At 63.8% G+C, this 21,494-nt stretch carries 18 protein-coding genes; 10 read left to right on the top strand and 8 right to left on the bottom strand.

Annotated features, from left to right (window positions below):
- Window positions 1-57: 57 nt before the first annotated feature.
- Both QCM77_RS12710 and QCM77_RS12715 read right to left on the bottom strand, forming a co-directional pair.
- On the bottom strand, window positions 58-1,572 hold the full coding sequence (locus QCM77_RS12710) for an acetyl-CoA acetyltransferase (protein ID WP_279665522.1): 1,515 nt from the start codon (window positions 1,570-1,572) through the stop codon (window positions 58-60).
- Window positions 1,573-1,775: 203 nt separating this feature from the next.
- Entirely contained in the window at window positions 1,776-2,909 is a 1,134-nt protein-coding gene (locus tag QCM77_RS12715) for a nitronate monooxygenase (RefSeq protein ID WP_279665523.1), read from the bottom strand.
- A 351-nt stretch (window positions 2,910-3,260) separates the two neighbouring features.
- On the opposite strand from QCM77_RS12715, the gene yghU reads away from it, so the two are divergent.
- Window positions 3,261-4,133, top strand: a complete 873-nt coding sequence (gene yghU, locus QCM77_RS12720; protein ID WP_279665524.1) for a glutathione-dependent disulfide-bond oxidoreductase — start codon at window positions 3,261-3,263, stop codon at window positions 4,131-4,133.
- A gap of 51 nt (window positions 4,134-4,184) precedes the next feature.
- Here the strand turns inward: yghU and QCM77_RS12725 are convergent, their stop codons facing one another.
- The 3 genes from QCM77_RS12725 to QCM77_RS12735 all read right to left on the bottom strand — a co-directional run bounded on the left by QCM77_RS12725 (window position 4,185) and on the right by QCM77_RS12735 (window position 6,914).
- Entirely contained in the window at window positions 4,185-5,462 is a 1,278-nt protein-coding gene (locus tag QCM77_RS12725) for an acyl-CoA dehydrogenase family protein (protein WP_279665525.1), read from the bottom strand.
- A 266-nt stretch (window positions 5,463-5,728) separates the two neighbouring features.
- On the bottom strand, window positions 5,729-6,109 hold the full coding sequence (locus QCM77_RS12730) for a VOC family protein (RefSeq protein ID WP_279665526.1): 381 nt from the start codon (window positions 6,107-6,109) through the stop codon (window positions 5,729-5,731).
- 25 nt (window positions 6,110-6,134) lie between these two features.
- Window positions 6,135-6,914 (bottom strand): SDR family NAD(P)-dependent oxidoreductase, encoded by a 780-nt coding sequence (locus tag QCM77_RS12735; RefSeq protein WP_279665528.1) that lies wholly within the window; start codon window positions 6,912-6,914, stop codon window positions 6,135-6,137.
- A gap of 164 nt (window positions 6,915-7,078) precedes the next feature.
- Between QCM77_RS12735 and QCM77_RS12740 the strand changes: the two genes are divergently transcribed.
- Genes QCM77_RS12740 through QCM77_RS12750 form a run of 3 tightly spaced genes read left to right on the top strand, consistent with a single transcriptional unit; the run spans window position 7,079 to window position 9,233 of the window.
- Window positions 7,079-7,867, top strand: a complete 789-nt coding sequence (locus QCM77_RS12740) for an enoyl-CoA hydratase/isomerase (RefSeq protein WP_279665529.1) — start codon at window positions 7,079-7,081, stop codon at window positions 7,865-7,867.
- Window positions 7,864-8,850 carry a phosphotransferase family protein gene (locus QCM77_RS12745; RefSeq protein ID WP_279665530.1) on the top strand — a complete coding sequence of 329 codons (987 nt, stop codon included), beginning with the start codon at window positions 7,864-7,866 and terminating at the stop codon, window positions 8,848-8,850. The genes QCM77_RS12740 and QCM77_RS12745 overlap by 4 nt, the downstream gene beginning before the upstream one ends.
- Before the next feature lie 2 nt (window positions 8,851-8,852).
- Window positions 8,853-9,233: a DUF6285 domain-containing protein gene (locus QCM77_RS12750; protein ID WP_279665531.1), complete on the top strand. Its 381-nt coding sequence runs from the start codon at window positions 8,853-8,855 to the stop codon at window positions 9,231-9,233.
- A gap of 161 nt (window positions 9,234-9,394) precedes the next feature.
- Here QCM77_RS12750 and QCM77_RS12755 read toward each other — a convergent pair whose 3' ends face one another.
- The gene (locus tag QCM77_RS12755) at window positions 9,395-10,174 is read right to left on the bottom strand and encodes an enoyl-CoA hydratase-related protein (protein ID WP_279665532.1); all 780 of its coding nucleotides are present in this window, start codon (window positions 10,172-10,174) and stop codon (window positions 9,395-9,397) included.
- Between the two features lie 209 nt (window positions 10,175-10,383).
- On the opposite strand from QCM77_RS12755, the gene QCM77_RS12760 reads away from it, so the two are divergent.
- The gene (locus QCM77_RS12760) at window positions 10,384-11,658 is read left to right on the top strand and encodes an acyl-CoA dehydrogenase family protein (RefSeq protein WP_279665533.1); all 1,275 of its coding nucleotides are present in this window, start codon (window positions 10,384-10,386) and stop codon (window positions 11,656-11,658) included.
- A gap of 175 nt (window positions 11,659-11,833) precedes the next feature.
- Here QCM77_RS12760 and QCM77_RS12765 read toward each other — a convergent pair whose 3' ends face one another.
- Complete coding sequence (locus QCM77_RS12765; RefSeq protein ID WP_279665534.1) at window positions 11,834-13,414, bottom strand: fatty acid--CoA ligase; 1,581 nt, start codon at window positions 13,412-13,414, stop codon at window positions 11,834-11,836.
- Between the two features lie 230 nt (window positions 13,415-13,644).
- The gene (locus QCM77_RS12770; protein ID WP_279665535.1) at window positions 13,645-14,517 is read right to left on the bottom strand and encodes an SDR family oxidoreductase; all 873 of its coding nucleotides are present in this window, start codon (window positions 14,515-14,517) and stop codon (window positions 13,645-13,647) included.
- A gap of 116 nt (window positions 14,518-14,633) precedes the next feature.
- Between QCM77_RS12770 and QCM77_RS12775 the strand changes: the two genes are divergently transcribed.
- The 5 genes from QCM77_RS12775 (at window position 14,634) to QCM77_RS12795 (ending at window position 20,574) form a co-directional block, all read left to right on the top strand.
- Entirely contained in the window at window positions 14,634-15,443 is an 810-nt protein-coding gene (locus QCM77_RS12775) for a crotonase/enoyl-CoA hydratase family protein (protein WP_279683850.1), read from the top strand.
- 127 nt (window positions 15,444-15,570) lie between these two features.
- Entirely contained in the window at window positions 15,571-17,115 is a 1,545-nt protein-coding gene (locus QCM77_RS12780; RefSeq protein ID WP_279665538.1) for an acyl-CoA synthetase, read from the top strand.
- Window positions 17,116-17,286: 171 nt separating this feature from the next.
- Complete coding sequence (locus QCM77_RS12785; protein WP_279665540.1) at window positions 17,287-17,691, top strand: YccF domain-containing protein; 405 nt, start codon at window positions 17,287-17,289, stop codon at window positions 17,689-17,691.
- 715 nt (window positions 17,692-18,406) lie between these two features.
- The gene (locus QCM77_RS12790; protein WP_279669025.1) at window positions 18,407-19,207 is read left to right on the top strand and encodes an ABC transporter substrate-binding protein; all 801 of its coding nucleotides are present in this window, start codon (window positions 18,407-18,409) and stop codon (window positions 19,205-19,207) included.
- A gap of 209 nt (window positions 19,208-19,416) precedes the next feature.
- Entirely contained in the window at window positions 19,417-20,574 is a 1,158-nt protein-coding gene (locus QCM77_RS12795; protein WP_279683852.1) for an IS110 family RNA-guided transposase, read from the top strand.
- The last annotated feature ends 920 nt before the right edge of the window (window positions 20,575-21,494 follow it).

Genomic DNA, 21,494 nt, shown 5'->3' on the forward strand with positions numbered 1-21,494 from the left:
GTCTCCGCGCAAGCAAAAGAGGTGGGTTACGCCTTCGGCCAACCCACCCTACGAGAGCTACGCCACCCGCCACTCCGGCACGCCATCGACGGCCATCGTGATCTCGCCGAGCGAGCCTACCGGCGTCCTATCCATATTCAGCAGATGCGCCAGCGTCGCCGTATCGTTCGCCGGAATCCGCGCCAGCGTGCGCCTGTCATCTTCCGTCCGCAGCATCACCACGCCGTGCTCGAGATCGCCGCCTCGGCCATAGAGCACTGTAAAGCTCTCGACCTTGCCCTTGCCTGAGACATCCGTGACGAACTCCGGCACCGCGCGCTTGTTGCGGTCGGCTGCCGCCTGCACGCTCGTCTCCTGCGCCAACGCCTCGCGCGGCGGCACCTTCGACACCACCAGCGCGTGATGCTTGGTGACGAAGCCGCCCTGGCCGTAGAGCAGGCCGAGTTTTGCGCCATCGCGTACCCGCCGCACCATCGCGCAGGCCGCATGCGTCATGTAGGTATTGAGCGGCGCGCCGAAGAAGGTGAGGCCGCCGGTCACGGTCGGCTGCGCGTCCGCGCCCAGGCCGAGCGTCCGCCGCGCCATCTTGGGCACGCACGGGAAGCAGCTGTACAGTTCGATCGCGTCGAACTTTCTGCCGTCGCCGCCGGCGAGATCCATCACGGCTTTCAGCACCGCATTCTGTGAATGGCTCTCGTAAAACTGGTCACGCAGGAGATAGTCGCGCGGTTCTTCCGCCGAGGCGCCGCCAAGCGGGTAGACCAGCTTGTCCTCGGCAATGCCGGCAGCGCGGGCCCTGGCGAGGCTGGTGAGCAGCACCGCACCGCCCATGTTGACGCTGGGGTTGGCAACCATGAGCTTGTTGTAGGGCCACGCGATGAGGCGATTGTCTGCCGTCGGCGTCGTGATCTCGTCCGGCGCATAGCGCCGCTTCAGCCAGGCGTTGGGATTTTGCGCGGCGGCATCCGAATAGCGCGACCACAGCGTGCCGGACTCAGCTAAGGCTTCGCGTGGCGTCTGGCCCCAATGCGCGGACGAGGCCGCCTCATAGAACGGATAGACGGTGACGGGGCGGAACACACCGAGCTTCACGGCCAATGGTTTCTGGAACGCCGCGCCGCGCTTGGGTTCCTCGACGTCGTGCGCGAACGGCGTCCACGGCAGCTTAGCCCCGGCGCGTTCGGCCTTGGTCGCGGTCGATTGCGCCTCCGCGCCGCAGACCGCCGCCACGATGCATTCGCCGCGCGCGATGCGCTTCGCTGCCTCGTGGATGTAGCGGATCGGGCTCTCGCCGCCGACCGGGCCGTAATAGCAATGCGAAGGCGTGATGCCGAACCGTTGCGCCAGCAGCTTCTCCGGATCGCGATAACGCCAGCTCAGAAAGTTGACGACGTCGAGCGATTGCACCTCGCCGAGCAGCTTTGCGCCGGCGTCTGCTTCCGCACGCCGCAGCGCCTGTTCGAGCAGGTCGAGCGGCTCGAGGCCATCGGTGATCTGCTTGGGACGATCGACGACCTCGCCGACGCCGACGATGACCGGGATGCGGTCTTCGGAAGTGATAGACTTTGTCATTTTGCTCTTGCTTCACGTTCTGGATCTTGGGCACGCCGTCGCCCTTCGAGGCTCGCTGCGCGGCGCTACGCACCGCGCGACTCGCACCTCAGGGTGACGGCTACGGGTACCGCGTCATCCTGAGGTGTGAGGTCGGCGGCGCATCTGCGTCGCCGACCGAGCCTCGAAGGATGGGCCGCGAACACCACTCCGGCCACGAGCAACTACTCCGCCACCAGCGCATTCATGTGCTCGACGGCTTCGGCGAACTCTTCCTTGAACTCCTGCACCACCGCGCCGGCCGACTTCACGCTGTCGATCAGCCCGACGCCCTGGCCAACGAAGTAACTCACGAGATCGCGTGCCTTCGCGTTGCCGCCCGCCGCGGCCCGGTCGATCGCGTTGAAGGCGTCGCGGCTGACGATGCTTTGCAGCGGCATCGGCAATGCGCCGGGGCTCTCGGGTGCGCGGTCCCAGGCGTCGGTCCAGACCGAGCGAAGCTGCCGTGCCGGCTTTCCGGTACGGCCCTTTGAGCGCACCGCATCGCGCGATGATGCCGCGATCATCTTCTCACGAAAGATTTCCGTGGTCTCGGCCTCCACCGTCGCAAGCCACACCGAGCCGGTCCAGGCGCCGGCCGCGCCCATCGCCATGCAGGCCGCCATCTGCCGTCCTGTCATAATGCCGCCGGCGGCCAGCACCGGGACGTCGCGGATCGGCTTGATCGCCTTGATCACCTCGGGCACCAGCACCATGGTGGAGACCTCGCCGCAATGGCCGCCGGCCTCGGTGCCCTGCACCACGAGGATATCGACGCCGGCCGCAACCTGTCGCAGCGCGTGCTCCTTGGCGCCGACCAGCGCCGCGACCGGCACGCCGTGCTTCCTGCCCATCTTGATCATGGCCTTCGGCGGCACGCCCAGGGCATTGGCGATCAGCCGGATCGGGTGGTTGAACGAGACCTCCAGTAACTCCAACGCGGTCGCGGCATCGAACGGCTGCGGCTGGTTGTCAGAGACCTCAGTGGTCGTGAGCTCGATGTCGTATTTCTTCAGGAGATCGCGCGTGTAGTTGCGGTGCTCCTGTGGCACGCGCGCTTCCAGGCTCTTCCAGGTGACGTCCTTTTCGCCCGCAGTCGAGATGTTTTCGGGGATCAGCACGTCGACGCCGTAAGGCTTGCCGTCAACGTGCTCGTCGATCCATCTCAGCTCGCGTTCGAGGGTGTCAGGTGTGTGCACGGTGGCGCCGAGCACGCCAAACCCGCCGGCGCGGCTGACGGCGGCGACGACATCGCGGCAATGGCTGAAGGCAAGCAGTGGGAACTCGATGCCCAGCATGTCGCAGATCGGCGATTTCATCGTTCCCTCCGGCGGCCTTCGCGTCTCGTTGCTTTAGCGGGCGAAGCGGCGGCGACGCTAACTCATCATTACCGGTGATGCCATGCCGGATTCCTCCGCTCTTCTTGCGTGCAGGCGTCGTCAATCGGGATAGCCATTCCGTCGTGCGAATTAAGCGAAAGCAAGCTGCGGATCTTCACGCGCTATGTCGGTGGGCATCGGCGCCAAATGGCTGGCTTTGCGATAAGGTCGCCGCAACCGGACGCATGACGCGGGCCTGAGGCCCGCGTCGGACGCAGACCCGGCAGGCCTTGTCATCGGCCATCCGTGGGCTAATTAATGCAGGCGCATCTTTTCCGCCGGAGCCCTCGTATGACCGACACCCCTTACGTGCCACCAAAAGTCTGGACCTGGAACAAGGAGAACGGCGGGCAGTTTGCCAGCATCAACCGTCCGATCGCCGGTCCTACCCACGACAAGGAGCTGCCGGTCGGCCGCCATCCCTTCCAGCTCTATTCGCTGGCGACGCCGAATGGCGTCAAGGTCACCGTGATGCTGGAGGAGCTTCTGGCGCTCGGCCACAAGGGCGCCGAATACGACGCCTGGCTGATCAGAATAGGCAATGGCGACCAGTTCGGCAGCGGCTTCGTCGACATCAATCCGAATTCGAAAATCCCGGCGCTGATGGATCGCTCCGGCCCCGAGCCGATCCGGGTGTTCGAGTCCGGCTCGATCCTGCTTTATCTCGCGGAAAAGTTCGGCGCCTTCCTGCCGAAGGACATCAAGAGCCGCACCGAGGCGACGTCGTGGCTGTTCTGGCAGATGGGCAGCGCGCCCTATCTCGGCGGCGGCTTCGGCCATTTCTACGCCTACGCGCCGTCCAAGATCGAATACGCCATCGACCGTTTCGCGATGGAGACCAAGCGTCAGCTCGACGTGCTCGACCGCCGGCTTGCCGACAACGAATATCTCTCCGGCAGCGACTACACCATCGCCGACATCGCGGTATGGCCCTGGTACGGCGCGCTCGCCAAGGGGCTGGTCTATGGCGCGGGCGAATTCCTGTCCGTGCAGGACTACAAGCACGTGCAGCGCTGGACCGACCAGATTGCCAAGCGCCCGGCCGTCAAGCGCGGCCGCATGGTCAACCGCGTCTCCGGTGATCCCGCCAGCCAGCTCCACGAGCGGCATGACGCCAGCGATTTCGAAACGAAGACGCAGGACAAGGTCGAGGCCGCGTCGTAGGACGGTTTGCTCCCTCTCCCCGTGAAAACGAGGAGAGGGAGAGGCTGGGCCTTACGCCATGCTCAGCTCGTGGCGTCCCACCACCATCCAGTGCACCTCGTCCGGACCATCCGCGAAGCGCAGGTGCCGCACGTCCTGGTACATCTCGGCGAGCGGGGTCCAGTGCGAGATGCCGGTGGCGCCGTGCATCTGGATCGACTGGTCGATGATCTTGCAGGCTCGCTCCGGCACCATGGCCTTGACCATGGACACCCAGACGCGGGCTTCCTTGTTGCCGAGCACGTCCATGGCCTTGGCGGCCTTCAGCACCATCAGCCGCATCGCCTCGATCTCGCAGCGCGCCTGCGCGATGATCTGCATGTTGCCGCCGAGATGGGCGATCTTCTTGCCGAAGGCTTCGCGGGTGAGGCCGCGCTGCACCATCAGATCGAGCGCCTTCTCGGCCTTGCCGATGGTGCGCATGCAGTGATGGATGCGGCCCGGGCCGAGCCGAAGCTGCGAGATCTCGAAGCCGCGGCCTTCGCCGAGCAGAATGTTCTCCTTGGGCACGCGCACGTTGTTGAAGCGCATGTGCATGTGGCCGCGCGGCGCGTGGTCCTGGCCGAACACGTACATGGGACCGAGCACCTCGACGCCGGGCGTGTCGCGCGGCACCAGGATCTGTGACTGCTGCTTGCTCGGCGCCGCATCCGGATTGGTCTTCACCATCACGATGAGGATCTTGCAACGGGGATCGCCGACGCCGGAGATGTAGTACTTCTCGCCGTTGATCACCCACTCATCGCCGACGAGCTTTGCGCTCGTCGAGATGTTCTTGGCGTCGGAGGAGGCGACGTTCGGCTCGGTCATGACATAGGCCGAGCGGATCTCGCCGTTCATCAGCGGCTTCAGCCACTTCTCCTTCTGCTCCTTGGTGCCGACGCGCTCCAGCACCTCCATGTTGCCGGTATCCGGCGCCGAGCAGTTCATGCTCTCCGAGGCCAGCGGGCTCTTGCCGAGCTCGGAGGCGATATAGGCGTAGTCGAGATTCTTCAGGCCCTGGCCGGTCTCGTCGTCGGGCAGGAAGAAGTTCCAGAGGCCTTCCTGCTTGGCCTTGTTCTTCGCCTTCTCCAGCACCTCGAGCTGCTTCGGCGTAAAGCTCCAGCGGTCTTCCTTGCCTTCACCTGCCTTGGCGAACTCGATCGACATCGGCTCGACGGTGTTGCGGATGAACTTCCTGACGTGATCATAGAGCGGCCGGACCTGGTCCGACATCCTGAGGTCGTTGAGCTCGTCGCCGGGATTGAGGGTGTAGTTAGTGGTGCGGGGAATATAGGTGTGTTTTGTCATTGTTCCTCCCGAGGGCGCTGAGATCCTGCTGGAGGAAAGAATAGTCGCAGCATCGCCAAAGTGCGAGCGCGCATTTCTACAGCGAACCATGCCATGCGATGGAATATCGCAGGGCGTTTGAAATGTTGTTTGAATAGTGCGGCATTCTCGCTGTCATCGCCCGACTTGATCGGGCGATCCAGTACTCCGTGACATCGGTGATTCCTGGAGAAGCCACGGCGTACTGGATTCCCCGCCTTCGCGGGGAATGACAGCCGTATGTGTAGCTAATTCGCCATCCGGTGCATCGCACAGATCTTGTTGCCGTCGAGGTCACGCAAATACGCAATATAGAGCTTGACGCCCGGGCCCTGGCGGACGCCCGGCGGATCTTCGCAAGGAACGCCGCCGGCGGCGACGCCGGCCGTATGCCATGCATTGACCTGCTCCGGCGAGTTGGCGGCAAAGCCGATGGTTCCGCCATTCGCGCACGTCGCTGCCTCGCCGTTGATCGGTTTCGTGACCGAGAACACGCCGGTCTTGGTGATGTAGAAGATGCGATGGCCGTCAACCTTGGCCGGCCGCACCTCGAGCGTGCCGAGCAGGCTGTCGTAGAACGCCTTGGCCTTGTCGAGGTCGTTGGTGCCGATCATCACGTGTGAAAACATGTGCCATTCCCCCTCATCATGAAAATCAAAACGCCGTATAGCCGCCGTCGATCACGAACGTATCCGCCGTGTGATACGACGAGGCCTTGCTCATCAGATATACCGCGATGCCGCCGAAATCGCTGGCCTCTCCGAAGCGCCGCACCGGAATGCGCGGCATCACGTTGGCGACGAACTTGTCGTTGGCCATCAGGCCCGAGGTCATGTCGCTCTTGATCCAGCCGGGCAGGATCGCATTCGCGGTGACGCCGTGGCGCGCCAGCTCGACGCCGAGCGCGCGCACCAGCGCGTTGATCGCGGCCTTGGTCGCGGCATAGTGCTCGTTGCGTGCGGTGCCGAAGATCGAGGCGAGGCTGGAAGTCGCAACCAGCCGGCCGAAGGGATCGCCGGCATCGGCGCGCTCGGTCATGTGTCTCGCGGCAGCCTGGAACGCGTGGAATACGCCGTCGAGATTGGTCGCAAACATCGTGCGCCATTCCTCCTCGGTGCGTTCGATGAAGGAGCGCCGGCCACCGCCGCCAATGCCGGCATTGGCGAAGCAGCCATCGACCCGACCGAAAATGTCGAGCGTGGCCTTCATCGCGGCATTGACCGAGGCCGGGTCGGTGACGTCGCAGACCCGCGCGTCGACCTTGCCGGGCAGCCTCGCCAGGCTCGCGGCAGCGCTCCTGTTCTTGTCAGGATTGCGACCCCAGATCGAGACGTTGCAGCCCTGGCCGGCGAGCGCCTGTGCAATGCCGAGTCCGATACCGCCATTGCCGCCGGTGATCACGGCCACGCGGCCTGAGAGGTCGAAAAGGTTCATGGCGCGTTTCCTGTTTTTGGTATGCGGCGCATCAGCCGCTGCGCGCAAGATTGCTTGCTATGCTCCGATCACCATGGACAAGACCGCGCCAAAAATCAAATATGTGCCCCGGCAAGCAATTCCGGTCTGCGAAACTGACACAGGCCGCAACTCACGAGGAAACCATGCAGTTCAAACACGTCACGCTCGATCTCGATGGTTCGGTCGCGATCCTCAAGCTCGACCATCAGGAGGTGATGAACGCGGTCTCCATCGACATGCTGGGCGGCCTCGCGGAAGCGCTCGACGCGATCGAGGAGAAGAAGGACGAGGTGCGCTGCGTCGTGCTGACGGGCGCGGGGCGGGCGTTCTGCACCGGCGCGAACCTCCAGGGCCGCAACAACCAGTCGAAGAAGACCAAGGCCGGCCTGACGCTCGAGACCGGCTTCCATCCCTTCCTGCGCCGCATCCGCAATCTGCATTGCCCGATCGTGACCGCGGTCAACGGCCCGGCGGCCGGCGCCGGCATGAGCTTCGCGCTGCTCGGCGACATGATCCTGTGCGCGCGCTCGTCCTATTTCCTGCAAGCCTTCCGCCGTATCGGCCTCGTGCCGGATTGCGGCTCGACCTGGCTCTTGCCGCGCCTGATCGGCAAGGCACGCTCGATCGAATTGTCGCTGATGGGCGAGCGGCTCCCGGCCGAGAAGGCGCTGGAATGGGGCCTCGTCAACCGCGTCTACGATGACGGCGTGCTGATGGAGGAAGCGATGAAGCTCGCGCGCGAACTCGCCAGCGGCCCGACTGTCGCGCTGTCGCTGATCCGCAAGCTCTACTGGGACAGCCCTGAAAACTCGTTCGAGGATCAGCTCAATCTCGAATTCCAGTGCCAGCTCCGTGCCGGCGACACGCAGGACTTTCGTGAAGGCGTCGGTGCGTTCCTGGAGAAGCGCCCGGCGCAGTTCAAAGGCAAATGATCGAGGCCGAACTCTCCCGCAGCGCTCAGCGCTGGTGCCCGGGCGCGACCGGTGTCGCTGGCGTGGCAAGGCTGTCCGGTGGCGCCAGTCAGGAAACCTGGCGCTTCGACATCGCGCATCCCGACGGCGCGATCGGCGCGATCCTGCGCCGCTCGCCGCAGGGCTATGGCGCGGCGCCGACGCGCGCGGCGGGTCTTGCCGCCGAAGCGCAGCTGATGCAGCTCGCCTATGAGGCCGGCGTGCCGTCGCCGCGCGTCATGCATGTGCTGGTGCCGGACGACGATCTCGGCACCGGCTTCATCATGCAGCGGGTCGAGGGCGAGACCATCGCGCGCAAGATTCTTCGCGATGATGAATTCGCGGCGGCGCGGCCGCATCTCGCGCGGCAAATCGGCGGGGTGCTTGCGGGCCTGCACAGGCTGCCGCTGGACAAGCTGCCCGAGCTGCGCCACATGACGGCAGCGAAGGAGATCGGCGATTTCGAGCGCGACTATCGCAGCCTGGACTGGCCCAAGCCGGTGTTCGAGCTGGCGTTGCGCTGGCTGCGCGACCGCGACCCGGGCCCCGCCGCCGAGACGACGCTGGTGCACGGCGATTTCCGTAACGGCAATCTCATCATCGGCGCCGACGGCGTGCGCGCCGTGCTGGACTGGGAGCTCGCCCATCTCGGCGATCCCATGGAGGATCTGGGCTGGGTCTGCGTCAACTCCTGGCGGTTTGGCGAGATCGACAAGCCCGTCGGCGGATTCGGCTCTCGCGAGGACTTGTTTGCGGGGTATGAGGCCGCGGGGGGCAAAGTCGATCCATCGCGTGTAAAATTCTGGGAAGTGATGGGCACGCTGCGCTGGGGTATCATGTGCGGTGGCATGATGCAGCGCTTTCGCGAGGGGCCGGATCATTCGATGGAACGTGCCATGATCGGCCGCCGCGCCTCCGAGGCCGAAATCGATCTGTTGCGGCTGCTCGCGCCGCGGGGAAGCTGACCATGCAGGACGAACCGACCCCGATCGAGTTGACCAGGACGGTCGCCGATTTCCTCCGCAACGATATCGCGCCGCTGATCTCCGGCCACCAGGCCTTCAAGCTGCGCGTCGCCGTCAACATCCTCGATCTCGTGACACGGCAGTTGACGCGGGAAGAAGGGAGCGATGCTGCGGAACTCGAGCGCCTGCGTGCGCTGCTCGGCATGGACGGCTCGGTGACCGATCTCAACCGCGCGCTCGCCGAGCGCATCGCCAAGGGCGAGGTCGATCTCGCAACGCCAGGCCTCTCCGAGCATCTCTGGCAGACCACGATGGACAAGCTCGCGGTCGACCAGCCGAACTACGCGTCGTACAAGCGGGAGCTGTCGCGAGACGGCGGTTAGGTAACCCCACTCTGAGTCATCGCCCGCGAAGGCGGGCGATCCAGTATCCCAGAGACCGCGGAAGGATACGGATAAGCCGCGGCGTACTGGATGCCCCGGTCAAGCCGGGGCATGACAGCGGTGATGCGGGCGCGCGCCCCGGAATGACGGCGGGAGACGTCCTACTTCCCCATCCACTTCGGCGGCCGCTTCTCCGCAAACGCCTTCGGGCCCTCGATGTAGTCCTGCGAGTCCGCCATTGCCTTCACTGCCGGATACTCCCGCTGCTGCTCGATCGCCTGCTCCAGTGAAACGCCGAGGCCCTTCTGGATCGCCTGCTTCGAGGCCCGGATCGACATCGGCGAGTTCTTGGTGATCATCTCGGCCCAGCGCAGCGCGGCCGTGAGCGCCTCGCCCTGCGGCACCACCTCGTTGACGAAGCCGAGTTCGAGACCTTCCTTGGCGCCGACATGGCGTGCGGTGAGGATCATGCCCATGGCGCGCTTCAACCCGATCTGGCGCGGCAGCCGGTGCAGGCCGCCGGCGAGGGCTGCGAGACCGACGCGGGGCTCGGGCAACGCGAAGGTCGCGTTCTCCGAGGCAATGATGAGATCGCAGGCCAGTGCGATCTCGAAACCGCCGCCCATCGCGACGCCGTTGACCGCGGCGATGATCGGCTTGTCGCAGTCGAAGCGCGCGGTGAGGCCGGCAAAGCCGCCCTTGTCCCAGCCGCGCTTGCCGCCGGCCGCCTGCCACTTCAGATCGTTGCCGGCGCAGAACGCCTTGTCGCCGCTACCAGTGACGATCGCGATCCACTGCTCGGGATCGGCGGAGAAATCGTCAAACACCTTTTGAAGCTCGAAATGCGCATCGGTGTGCAGCGCGTTGTAGACCTCGGGCCGCGACAGCGTGACGATCGTGATCGGCCCCTTGCGTTCCACCTTTGAAAATTTCAGCTCCATGGTCGCTCCCGCGTTCTCTCCTGAAGGAATATTGCAGCCATACTAGCGCGCGTCAGCGCCGCGACACCATCGAATTGCGCGGGCGCGCCTTGCGCCTCTCACACGCCTCGCATTGCTTGACTTGCGCGAGCTCTTCTCACCTTAATCGTGAGAAGCAGAAGCGCGTATAGCGCCTTAACGCAAAACGAAAAATCATCCGGGAGAGAACCGTGGATTTCTCACTGCCTGCCGATCTCGTCGCCTATCTCGCAGAGCTCGATCGTTTCATCGAGCGCGAGATCAAGCCGCTGGAGGCGGCCGACGACAACATCCGCTTTTTCGACCATCGCCGCGAATGGGCGCGCACCGATTTCGAGAATGACGGCCTGCCGCGGCATGAATGGGAAGCGCTGCTGCGCAAGGCAAAGGATCTGGCGGATGCCGCCGGCCATCTGCGCTTTCCGGTGCCGAAGCAATATGGCGGCAAGGATGGCTCGAACCTCTGGATGGCCGTGATCCGCGAGCACTTTGCCGCCAAGGGCCTCGGCTTGCACAACGACCTCCAGAACGAGCATTCCATCGTCGGCAACTTCCCCGTCGCCACCATGCTCGACCGCTACGGACGCGACGACCAGAAGGCGATGATCGACGGCTCGATCAAGGGCAAGTACCGCATCACCTTTGGTTTGACCGAGCCGCATCACGGCTCGGATGCGACCCATATGGAAACGCGCGCGGTGCCGGCGACCCGCGACAACGTCAAGGGCTGGATCATCAACGGCGAGAAGATGTGGACCACCGGCATGCATGTCGCCACCCACTGCGCGCTGTTCGCACGCACTAGCGGCAATGACGGCGATGCGCGCGGCATCACCTGCTTCCTGGTGCCGGCCAAGAGCCATGGCGTGAAGATCGAGGAGTACATGTGGACCTTCAACATGCCGACCGATCATCCCCGCGTGAGCTTCACCGATGTTTTCGTGCCGGAGGATGCGCTGTTCGGCGAGGTCGGCCGTGGCCTGTCGCTGGCGCAGTGCTTCGTGCACCAGAACCGTATCCGCCAGGCGGCGAGCTCGCTCGGCGCCGCCGTCTATTGCATCAACGAGAGCGTCAAGTATGCGCGCGAGCGAAAGCCGTTCGGCAGGGCGCTGGCCGAGAACCAGGCGATCCAGTTTCCGCTGGTCGAGCTCGCGACGCAGGCCGAGATGTTGCGGCTTCTGATCCGCAAGACCGCCTGGGAGATGGACAAGCTCACCGAGGAGCAGATCGAGCGCACGCTCTCCGACAGGGTCTCGATGTGCAACTACTGGGCAAACCGTCTCGCTTGCGAATCCGCCGATCGCGCCATGCAGGTCCACGGCGGCATGGGCTATTCACGCCACAAGCCGTTCGAGCACATCTACCGCCACCACCGCCGCTACCGCATCACCGAGGGCAGCGAGGAAATCCAGATCCGGAAGGTGGCGGGATTTTTGTTCGGGTACATGGGGCCGGGGAAGCATTAGCCGTCATTGCGAGCTATCTCTCCACGTCGTCCTGGCGAAAGCCAGGACCCATTACCCCAGGGAGGAGTTATGATGCAGGCAGGTCACCACGAGTCTTCGCCAAACCACTCCCTGGGGTAATGGGTCCTGGATCGGCGCTTCGCTTGTCCAGGACGACAATGTGGATATAGCGGGCCTAATTCACCCGCCGATCCTTCCCCGCCCAGTAGGGCTCCCTCAGCTGCCGCCGCAAGATCTTGCCTGACGGATTGCGCGGCAGGGCCGGCAGGAACTCCACGCTCTTCGGCGTCTTGAACCCGGCGATGCGCTCGCGGGTGAAGTTGATGATGTCGGTGGCGGTCGCCTGCTTGCCAGGCTTCATCACCACGACGGCCTTCACCGCCTCGCCCCATTTGTCGTCGGGTACGCCGATCACGGCAGCCTCCGCGACGTCAGGATGATCGCACAGTGCGCTCTCGACCTCGGCCGGGTAGATGTTTTCGCCGCCGGAGATGATCATGTCCTTGATGCGATCGTGGATGTAGAGATAGCCATCCTCGTCCATGTAACCGGCGTCACCGGTGCGCAGCCAGCCGTCGCTGCGAAGCGTCGCGGCAGTCGCCTCTGGCAAGTTCCAGTATCCCGCCATGTTGGAGCCCGAACGCGTCGCGATCTCGCCGACTTGTCGCGGCGGCAGTGGCCTGCCGTCCGCATCCAGGATCGCGATCTCGACGCCCGGCAGTGCCTTGCCGGCCGAGCGCATCCGCTCCAGTCCCTCGACGTGATCTTCCGGCGGCAGCGCGACGATGGTGCCGGTGGTCTCGGTCATGCCGTACATCTGCACGAAGCCGCATTTGAAGATTTCGATGCATTCCTTCAGCAGCGCCGCCGGGATGGGCGAGGCGCCGTACAGCATGTATTTCAGCCGCGAGAAATCGACCGTCTTGGCGCGCGGCTGCCGCACCACGAATTGCATCGCCGCCGGCACCATGAACAGCTTTGTGATGCCTGATAGCTCGAAGAAATCCAGCACCTTGGTCGGATCGAACTCGCGCGTAATCACGCCGCGCGCACCGTGATAGAGCCCCATGACGCCCCACCCGGAGCCGCCGATGTGGAAGATCGGCATCGCGACCAGCGACACATCATCGGTCGACCACCGGTTCCACTCGGGCTTGTCCTCGGCATTGCCGGTCTGCACCAAATTGAGGAAGTTCGCATGCGACAGCATCGCGCCCTTCGGTTTGCCTGTCGTGCCCGATGTATAGAGCTGGATCGCGATGTCCCTGGTGTCGATCGGCACCTTGGGATCGTCGCCACTCTGTGCATCGCGCCACGCCGCAAAGTCAGGCCATTCCGGTGCGCCGCCCTCGGTGGTGATGACGCTGCGCACGCCTGGCAACTGGTCCTTGATCTGGCGGACCTGCGTGATGAACTCCGGCCCCACGAACAGCACCGGCGCCCTGCAATCGGCGACGATGAAGGCGATCTCGGGTCCCGCGAGCCGCCAGTTCACCGGCGCCATCACCACGCCGGCCTTCATGGCGCCCATCAGCAGTTCGAAATAGATATCGCTGTTCTTGCCGAGGTAGGCGATGCGCTCGCCCTTGTTCACGCCCATCGCAATCAGCGCATTGGCGACGCGATTGGTCCTGACGTCGAACTCGGCAAAGCTGGTGACGCGGCCCTCGAACTCATAAACGGTGGCATTGCCGCGACTCGTCGCGCGCTCGCGCACCATGTCGGCGAGGTCAGCCAATGGCTGTGTGGTGGGCATGTTTCTCCCGTGACGTCTTGTTTTTGCGGCGCGGAGTGTGGCGTCATCCGCGGGTAAAGACAATACGGGGGGAGGAGGGCGCCACGGCTTCAGCATCGTCGTCCTGGCGAAAGCCAGGACCCATAGCCACAAAACGCAATTTGGCGAAGACTGGTCATGGCCAATCTTCGCCAAAAAACACTCGGTGGTAATGGGTCCTGGCTTTCGCCAGGACGACTACGGAGAGAGCGTCACCCCCGCTTCGCCCGATCCTTTTCGTTCTGCGCCTTGATCGAGTCCCGTGCCTTGGTCCAGTCGTCGTCGCTCCAGTCGCGGAGCTGGTAGAAATTGCCGCCCATGGCGAGCGCCTGGGCGCCGTCCATGGCGATGGTCTCGCCGGAGATCCAGTCGCAGCCGCCGGAGATCAGGAACACGGCGACGTTCTGCAGCTCCTCCATGGTGCCGACGCGGCCCATCGGATTCATCGCCTTGGTGCGCGCGCCGGCCTCGTCGCCCGGCTTGATCCGCTTGCTCATGCCCTCGGTCGGGATCTCACCCGGCGCGATCGTGTTGAGGCGGATGCCGTATCGGCCCCATTCGGTCGCAAGCGACATTGTCATGGCGTGGATGGCCGACTTGCTCATCGCCGACGGCACGACGTAGGGCGAGCCGTTGCGTACCCAGGTCGTGGTGATCGAGACGACATTGCCGGGCTGCTTCAAAGCGATCCAGCGCTTGCCGACCGCATGCGTCACATAGAATGTGCCGTGCATGACGATGTTGGCGACGGCGTCGAAGCCGCGCGGCGACAGCTCTTCGCTGCGCGAGATGAAATTGCCGGCGGCGTTGTTGATGAGATCGGTGAGGGGGCCATCGCGAAAGATATTCTCGACCATCTCCTCGACCGCGAGCGCGTTGCGGATGTCGACACCGTGGCTGGCGACGCGGCCGCCATACTGATCCATCAGCTCGGTCGCGGTCTCGTCGCAGACGATCTTGCGCCGGCCGCAGATGTGCACCTCGGCGCCGAGCTGAAGGAAGCGTGCCGCCATCGACTTGCCGAGACCCGTCCCGCCGCCGGTTACCAGGATGCGCCGGCCCGCCAGAAGATTTTCCTTGAACATGGCTGTTTCCCCTGTAGCGATTGTCAGTTAATTGGTCGATTGACTAAATCCGGCCGCCGTCTTCCTGTAAAGCGGCAACCGGTCAAGAACAGGCAAGAACTAGGGAGAATTCATCCATGGAAGAGCGCGTCTCGATCTCGATCTCGGAAGGCGTCGCCGACGTGCGGCTGGTACGCGCGGACAAGATGAATGCGCTCGATCAAGCCATGTTCGAGGCCCTTGTGGCCGCAACCGACCGGCTTTCGAAGGACAGGAGCGTGCGCGTTGTCGTGCTGTCCGGCGAGGGCCGCGCCTTCTGTGCCGGCCTCGACATGGGGCGTTTTGCCGCCATGAAGGAGAAGGGCGGCAACGGAATTCCGGGTGGCGAAAATCGCGACCTCACGGCGCGCACGCACGGCCAGGCGAATTTTCCGCAAGCCGCGGTTTGGGGCTGGCGTCAGCTTCCGGTCCCCGTGATCGCGGCGATCCAGGGCGTTGCCTTCGGCGGCGGCTTCCAGCTCGCGCTCGGCGCGGACATGCGCTTCCTCACGCCGGACGCGCGGATGTCGGTGATGGAAATCAAATGGGGTCTGGTGCCCGACATGGCGGGCACGCCGATCCTGGCCTCGCTCGTGCGCGACGACATTTTGCGCGATCTCACTTACACCGGCCGCATCTTCTCCGCGCAGGAGGCGATGGCTTACGGTCTCGCCACGCGCATCTGCGATGACCCGCGCGCTGCCGCGCTCGAAGTCGCGCGTGAGATCGCGGGCAAGAGCCCCGATGCGGTCCGCGCCGCCAAGCGCCTGCTCAACAACCTCTCGGTCGATCCGGGCCCCGCACTGCTCGCCGAGTCCATCGAGCAGCAGAAGCTGATCGGCAGCGCCAACCAGACCGAGGCGGTGCGTGCCAATCTTGAGAAGCGCGCGCCTAAGTTTGCGGACTGAGACAGACCTCATCCCGAGGAGCCGCGAAGCGGCGTCTCGAGGGATGGGCCACGGGCTCTCATGGTTCGAGACGGCGCTTTGCGCCTCCTTACCATGAGGGGCATCTTCAAACAAAAAAGAAAAACAAATGAGCGAAACGTCAGAATTCCTCGGCATCGTCTCCGGCGGGCGCCGCCGTTCCCATGCCGAGGTCGCCGGCCGCGCCGACCGCATCGCGAGCGGCCTCGGCAAGATCGGCGTCAGGCAGGGCGATTGCGTCTGCGTGCTGATGCGCAACGACATCGCCTTCCTGGAGGCCGCCTACGCCGCGATGCGGCTGGGCGCCTATGGCGTGCCGATCAACTGGCACTTCAAGCCGGAGGAGATCACCTACATCCTGGAGGATACCGGCACCTCCGTGCTGATCGGGCATGCCGACATGCTGCATGCCTTGCGCGACGCCATTCCGAAGAGCGTCACCGTGCTCAGCGTGCCGACGCCGCCGGAGATCCTGTCCAGCTACAAGATTGATCCCGATCATCTGAAGACGCCGGATTTCGCGATCGATTTCGAATCCTGGCTTGCGCAGCACCCGCCCTATGATGGACCGATCGTGCCGCAGCCCATGAACATGATCTACACCTCGGGGACAACAGGCCATCCCAAGGGCGTACGGCGCAATGCGCCGACGCCGGCGCAGGCGGCCGCCGGCGAACGCATGCGCGCGATGATCTATGGGCTGAAGCCGGGTGCCCGCGCGATCCTGCCGGGCCCGCTCTATCACTCCGCGCCGAACTCGTTCGGCATCCGCGCCGGCAAGCTCGGCGGCGCGCTGGTGCTGATGCCGCGCTTCGAGCCCGAACAATTTCTCGAGCTGATCGCTCGCTACAAAATCGACACCATCTTCATGGTGCCGACCATGTTCATCCGCTTGATGAAGCTGCCGGAGAACGTGCGCAAGCAATACGACGTTTCCTCGCTCCGCCACATCATCCACGCCGCAGCACCCTGTCCGGCGGACGTCAAGCGCGCCATGATCGAGTGGTGGGGGCCGGTGATCTACGAATTCTACGGCTCGACCGAATCCAGCGCCGTCACCTTCGCGACCTCCGAGGACGCGCTGAGAAAGCCCGGCACCGTCGGCAGGATTTCGCCCGGCGCCGAGCTGCGCTTCATTGGTGAGGACGGAAACGTGCTGGGCGTGGGCGAGATCGGCGAGATCTACTCGCGCATGGCCGGGATGGCCGATTTCACCTACCACAACAAGCCGGAGAAGCGCGCCGAGATCGATCGCGACGGTTTCATCACCTCGGGCGATGTCGGCTATATCGATGAAGAGGGCTACGTCTTCATCTGCGACCGCAAGCGCGACATGGTGATATCGGGCGGCGTCAACATCTACCCGGCCGAGATCGAATCGGTGCTGCACGCCGTGCCCGGCGTGCATGATTGCGCGGTGTTCGGCATCCCCGATTCAGAGTTCGGCGAAGCGCTGATGGCGGTAGTCGAGCCGCAGGCGGGCATCACGCTCGACGCCGGCGATATTCGTACGCGGCTGAAGGCGTCACTCGCCGACTACAAAGTACCAAAGCACATCGAGATCCGCGCCGCGCTGCCGCGCGAAGATTCCGGCAAGATCTTCAAGCGCCGCCTGCGCGATCCCTATTGGGAGCACGCGGGACGGAAGATCTGACGGTGCGTAGATCGGGTGAGCGAAGCGATACCCGGGATAGCAACTAGTAAGACCCGGATGTCGCTTCGCTCATCCGGGCTACACGAGCACGCGAATACGTGAGCGGTTTCATGGACCGCAACCTCGCTCATCGTGCTATACAGACGGGATCACCGTCTCACGGATCGTCCCATGGCTCCCGTTTCCATCCTGCTCAACCTGCTCTGGATTCTCATCGGCGGCGCCTGGATGGCGCTCGGCTGGCTGGTCGCCGCGGTCATCATGGCCGTCACCATCATCGGCCTGCCCTGGGCGCGGGCGGCGTTCAACATCGCCGTCTACACGCTACTGCCGTTCGGCTCGAAGGCGGTCAGCCGCTACGAGGTGACGGGCATGAGTGACATCGGCACTGGCCCGCTCGGGGTGATCGGCAACATCATCTGGTTCGTGCTGGCCGGCTGGTGGCTGGCGCTCGGCCATCTCGTGACCGCGCTAGTGCTGGCGGTGACCATCATCGGCATCCCCTTCGCCTGGGCGCATCTGAAGCTCGCAGGCATCGCGCTCTGGCCGATCGGCAAGGTGATCGTGCCGGCCTAGGGCGAACTCAAGGATGGGTAGAGCGTCAGCGAAACCCATCAATCCGTCCGCCGATGACGAAGCATGATGGGTTTCGCGAGGGCTCAACCCATCTACGCGTGCAATCGCATTTGAGGTAGCTTCCCCGCGGCACATCCTTCGAGACGCCCGCCCTTGGCGGGCCCTCAGGATGAGGGCGGAACACGCGGCTGCAGTTTCAACGAAACCCGGCGCAGCTCAGCCTCATCCTGAGGAGACCGCGAAGCGGTCGTCTCGAAGGACGAGGCGCTTGCTCAGCTCGTAGGATGGGTAGAGCGCCAGCGAAACCCATCAATCCGTCCGCCGATGACGAAGCATGATGGGTTTCGCAAGGGCTCAACCCATCCTACGCGTGCTGGGACTGATGCATTGCCTGAAAGCGGACTGATTACTTGCTCACCAGAGATTCGATCCGCTACGATGCGGACGTTGGCTGAGGCAGAGCTGATGAGACCTCGAGGAACGACTGGGGCTCACAATCGAAAGTTCTTTCACCGGGGCCGATGAGTTAAGCAAATGAACCGACGCAAGATGTTACGAACAGTTGGCGCTGGGGCCGTGGTGGTGGCCATACCGAGTTCGATGCTGGCCGCCGCTGGGGACAAAGTCCCCCGCATCGCGGTGATAAGCCTGCATGCCGCGGCGCTCGCTGCCGATGTCGAGGGCATTCGGGAAGAATTAAAGAAAGCTCGGCTACGTGGAGGGCAAGACGATCGAGCTCGAGTCTTACTTCACCAACGGCGACAAACAGCGCACCCGCGACATTCTCAGGAGGCTGATCGATAAGGAAGTCGACATCATCGTTCCGTGGACGACGGCGACGGTGCAGCTCACGATGGAAATGACACAAAGCATTCCCCTGGTCATGATCGCCTCCGATCCAGTGCAGGCGAAGCTGGTGCATAGCCTCTCGCGTCCAGGTGGTAACGTGACCGGCGTGTCGATGTCTGGACCCGACCTCGCGGGCAAGCGGCTCGAATTGTTGCGCGAACTCGTACCTGGTATCCGAACGGTCGCCTTTCTGAGCTTTGCGCCCAGTCCCGGCGCGACCAGCTTCGTCCATGAGAGCAGGGCGGCGGCCGACAAGATCGGCATGAAACTGGTTGTCCGGTCGATCGACCGGCCTGATCAGCTCGACGAGACCCTGTTTTTGAGCCTGAAGGCGGAAGGCGCGGAGGCGCTGGTCGTGCAACCCTTCTTCAGCGGCCATGCGGAAGAGCTGGCGCAGCTCGGCTTGAAGTCCGGCATCCCCGTCATCTCTGACTATCCAACCTTCCCCAAGGCCGGCGCGCTTGCCAGTCTGGGCGTGGATCTGGACAAGCGCGTGCGCCGGACTGCCTATTTCATTGATCGGATTCTCAAGGGCGCGAAGCCTGCCGACCTGCCGGTGGAGCAGCCGACCGAGTTCGAACTAGCGGTCAATGTGAAGACGGCGAAAGCCTTCGGCATCGTCATCCCGCCAACATTGCTCGCCCGCGCAGACAAGGTGATCGAATGAAAGCGGACATGTCTGTTGTTGGCGCCGTAGCTGACACACGCCAAATGGTGAGTCGATTTCGCCTTCTGTGAAGGTTTTCGGATGCCGGCCCCATGAAGCCGGCGCCGCGCACACCGGGCCGGCGTCCGCAAACCTCCAAGGGAGATGCTATGGGGCGGCGGCGAGGATATTGCATCCATCGTCGCTGATGTGAACCGATGGAGCACCCTATGCAGAATTTGAACGATCTGAGCCGGTCCCTGAGCCCCCTCCAGCCGGACGGCACGTTGATCGCAGTGATCGAAATGAGTCTGTCGAGTTGGCTCGTTGCAGGCATCGTGCCTGGCGTCGAGCGCCAGCCGTTAAAGAAGCTCGAGGTCGACGAGAATGCCTTGCTGAAGCTGCTCAATCGCTGGCGAGAAGAGGCGGAGAAAGCTGGACATCGGATCGAACGCACCGCGGTGGCTTTCGAGGCCGGCCGTGACGGTTTCTGGCTGGCACGCTGGCTCAGGGCGCACGACATCGAGGCCCATGTCATTCACACATCGAGCGTAGCGGTATCGCGCGAGCACCGGCGCGCCAAGACCGATCGTCTCGACACCGAGCTGCTCAAACGCAGCTTTCTCGGCTGGTTGCGAGGCGAGCGCAATCACTGCAAGATGGTCGCAATCCCGACAATCAAGGACGAAGATGCCAAGCGGCCCAACCGCGAGCACGAGAGCCTCGTCGGAGAGCAAAGTCGGATCGTCAACCGAATGAAAGCAGCGTTGATCCGGCTCGGCATCCGCGGCTTCAATCCCAAGCTGAAGAAGGCCGCCGAACGCCTTGACGGCTTGCGCACCCCCGAGGGCGAACCGATCCCGCCCAACACCCTGGCTGAGCTGCGTCGCGACATGGTGCGCCGGCGGCTCGTTAGTGATCAGATCCGGCAGATCGAGGACGCTCGCCTGGAGCGTCTCAAGCAAGCGCCCGGTGATGGACCACACGCAATGGTGCACCTGCTGGCGCGCGTGATCGGGGTTGGTGTCGAGACGGCCGACATGCTGGTGCAGGAGGTACTGTCGCGAAGCATGCGCGACCGACGGGCTGTAGCGCGTTATGCCGGCCTGACGGGCTCGCCCGACGAGAGCGGCAGAAGACGCCGGGAGAAAGGGCTGACCCGTTCTGGCAACGCTCGGGTTCGACGAGGCATGATCCAATTGGCGTGGCGATTTCTCATGTTCCAGAAGGACAGCACCTTGGCGCAGTGGTTTCGAGCCCGCACCGAGAGCGCCCGCGGCACTCGCAAGACCATGATCGTGGCCTTGGCGCGCAAGCTACTGATCGCCCTGTGGCGTCTCGTGCGGGAGGGTGTGGTGCCGGACGGTGTCGTTCTGCGGCCGGCATAATGAACCGAGGTCACTGAAGGACACCCAACAGTTTCGGCCCGGTCCGTCCGCTGGTGACGGGTCGCCGATGACGGTTCGAGGTGGCGGAGTCCCGACGTGTTTCCTTGGCATTCAATGCCGAAAGGGAGAATGGGTCCGCCGCTTCGGAGCTTCGCTGCCGATGCGTATGACTGCATCATGGTTCGGGTCCCTGGACCCACCGGATACAAGGTTGTGGCGCGACTGATCCGCGCCCGAAAGCGGGCTCCCCTCTGATCGTCATCCCGATCGCATCAAGCGTGCCGTCGTGCTCGAAGCTGTCAAGGTATGGCCTGGCAAGCTCGGAGCATGCCGCAAGGTTGGGGTGGCGGCCAACCTTGACAGCTCCTGCGCGCGACGACGTCAGCGAACGCGGGTCGGGACGAAGAAACGGGCTTTGAGATCGAACAAAGAAACTGACGAAGGACAAAAGATTTGCTGCCCTGGCGAACTCCTTGACAAAAAAAGCTCCATACAAGGAAACCGCGGGAGTGGGCACGTAGGTGGCGCGGCGTGGGCTATGGGGATTTGTGCGCCGCCGCCCGCCGCAGTGACCTACGGCGCGAGCGGTTTAGTCCTTTGGCCCATAGCTGACCTACCGCAAACATCGCGGCTCAGTCCGCTTCTGCCCAAAGGTAGACTTGCAGACTATCGGCTTCATTGCCCTAACAGTGCCAGAACTGACCGCGCTCAGGCGCCCTTCGCACACAATTCCTCGCGTTGCGCGACAGGCAAAACACGCCACATGGAGGTCAAGGCATAGGTCCGCAAATATTCTGATTGACCGAATTCATCGCTTCGGGTAAACCGCAAGACATCCCGGCCCGCTAAAAAGGGCGTTTCGCGATCGTCACGATACGTGAGCCGGGATGCGATGGACGCGGCAGCGCCGGCGCGTGACG

This window comes from Bradyrhizobium nivariense (genome assembly GCF_029846695.2).
Taxonomy (GTDB): Bacteria; Pseudomonadota; Alphaproteobacteria; order Rhizobiales; family Xanthobacteraceae; genus Bradyrhizobium.